Here is a 2,813-nt window from a genome sequence, read left to right as displayed (position 1 = left end):
TTTGTATACTGTAAGTTGGAGCTGTCCCCTTAAGAATATCCGCTTTACCTCCCAAATACTTAGAAGTATTTCCAGCAATGGTCGATACATCACTTTTAACTTCAAAAAGCTGTTTTCCTGTAATTGCCTGAGTAGAACCTGCTGAAACTTCTCCATCCTTCAAGCCGGAAAGGGTCCGACCTTTTTTCTCTTTGTTCGCAAGACTGATTTCCTCGCCGCCTACTTTTGAACCTATCGTGATAAGGCCACTGCCAGTCTCACCATTCTCACCATTCTCTTGTTGAACAAGACTACCCCCGGCTACATTGGCAATTTTATCATAAATTTCTGTAAGTGAACCATCAACACCTATAAAGGCTGCTTCGACATCATGAAAGGATTTTTTTTGTATACTGTAAGTTGGAGCTGTCCCCTTAAGAATATCCGCTTTACCTCCCAAATACTTAGAAGTATTTCCAGCAATGGTCGATACATCACTTTTAACTTCAAAAAGCTGTTTTCCTGTAATTGCTTCAGTGGAAGTTTTTGAAACTTCTCCATCATTCAAGCCGGAAAGAGTCCGACCTTTTTTCTCTTTGTTCAAAAAATTAACTTTTGTTCCTTCTGCTTGCGCACCTATTGTAATAACACCCGTTCCAGAATCTTGCTGAATCCAATTATTCTTCTCTAATTCATTTTTTACCGCTTGCAATTGCGAAAAATTAACTGCATCCGTATCTTCTGTACCCGCTAACACGCCTGTAATCTTTTTATTGCCCGCACTGATCCCACTAACCAATATCGCTGGGCCAAGCACAGTGTCCTCACCTTTAATCTGTAGGCCATTTTCATCTAAAATATTTTTTCCTACCGTGATATCATCAACAGTAATCTTCTTCGCAAGATCAAATGTTACGTTTGTTACTTTATCATTTACACTCTTTGAAATTTGAAGATTGCCAGTAGATGAAAAATCCACAGTACCCCCTGCTTCAACATCTGTCGTATTTTGTCCTCCAACAGAAAGCTTCCAACCTTTTCCTCCCGCATTATTTGTTACCCATTGCTGTAATGATTTCAGCTGCGCAACATTCACAGCATCAGTGTCTTGAGTTCCAGCAGCTACTCCCACAATTTGTCGTGTTAGCTTTTTCGCAACATCACCAACACTAACTGCCGCAGAAGTGCTGGTCCATATAAAATCATCCTTAGCAGCAGTACTACCAGGTTTATAGCCTACAACACCTTCTTTAATATTAGCCACAGATTCAGCACCTAAAGCAACCCCGTTTGCAACATTCGCTTCAGCTGTGTATCCTATAGCAATAGCCTTAATGCTCTTGTCACCTACCTTAGCGACAGAACCCAGTGCTATAGACTGAGAAGACAGAGTCCCTATCTTAGCCTGAGAACCCAGCGCTGTAGAGTCACGAGAACCGGACTCTATTTTAGCATGAAAACCCATCGCAACAGAATTGCTGGAATTACCGGACACCTGAGCGTCTGTGCCTATAGCCACAGACCAAGGGGAATCTGCTGATGCAGCCGGCCACGCGCCTATCACCGACTCCCCCGCTCTCTCACCTACTACCTTTTGCCCTATTGCAATCGCACTCGCTTCAGCACTCGCCTTTTCACCCAAAACATAGTGGCCACTTATTACAATATCTGCACCAGTTCCACCAATAGCGACACCTGAGCCTATTATAATTGACGCTTCATCTGACTGAATAGCATCCCCCAAAGTTAGACCATCTACATAACAACCTATCAGCCCAGGTTGTTTAATACAACTTGGATTATTCGCAGAGCTTCTTACCGTGCTATTAACAGTAAAATTTATTGGATAATCTCCAGAAACATAAAAATTATAATCACCTCCAACATTAGGCAAAGGCTCCATGAGCAACTTCTCATATTGCTCTTTTGCAGCTGCTAATAGAGCAGACGACGAAGCATTATCCTCCGACGAAGCATTATCCTCATCATGATCAGAAGCTTTTATATTAAAAAAAGCTAAATCAGGACCTTGAGACATAATTTCTGCTGGAGAAAAAGTAGATGCAATGACAGGTGAAACACTCGATAAGAGCACTGTCATAACAGTACCTAATGAAGCGGCTTTCAATAAAGAACAGCCCCTTAAATCAGCGCTTTTTAAGCTAAGATATGACTTTTTCATAATAATTCCTCCAGTAAAAATAAAAAATAAATTTTAGACATTAAAAAGACACATTTAGAGATTATTAGGGGTGGCTGAGATAAGGTAGTAGTCATGTTAAGAATTCTTTAATTAATGAGGTTTTGGTCTTTTTATTTAAATTGTTTTGGGTTGTTGTTTGTATTTAGCAGTTGTTTCTATCGTTTTGAGGTTTTTTAGTAAGAATATATGCCATTAAAAAGACATAATTTTATTTTAGTAGGTTATATCATGGTTATATGTGATCTTTATTTTGTTGAGGTATGAGCTTTTGCGATTTAAGATTTAAAATACGAGTATTTTACTTATAAAAAGTTTATAGAGGGGTTGTTTTGTTTATTTTTTAATATCCTTAACGTGTTGTATTTTTAGGAATGGGTTGCTTGTATAAAACATGAAAGGCTATAATTCAAGTTTTTTTTCGTTTTTTAAATATTAAAATGTTTTTTATTAAAATTTAGAGTGTTAATTTGTATGAAAAAAAACTCTCACTTCTGATCTTTTAGCGTGGAAATGAGAGTTTTTTGATTGGGTAGTATTAATAGGTAATTAGTTAAGAGTGAACTGTATACCTCCACCTACTCCGAAGTGACTACCTGAGGTTGTTACAGAGATATTAGAGCGAATATTTCCG

Annotated in this window: 1 pseudogene; it reads right to left on the bottom strand. The window is 38.3% G+C overall.

The features are described from left to right. Positions 1 to 2,107, bottom strand: a pseudogene (locus M4Z11_RS07180) (hypothetical protein); the annotation flags it as partial. Positions 2,108 to 2,813 lie beyond the last annotated feature (706 nt).

It is taken from the genome of Bartonella bilalgolemi (assembly GCF_023500045.1).
In the GTDB taxonomy this organism is placed as follows: Bacteria; Pseudomonadota; Alphaproteobacteria; order Rhizobiales; family Rhizobiaceae; genus Bartonella; species Bartonella bilalgolemii.
Note: the sequence above shows the minus strand (reverse complement) of the source record. Positions and strands in the feature narration are given on the sequence as shown.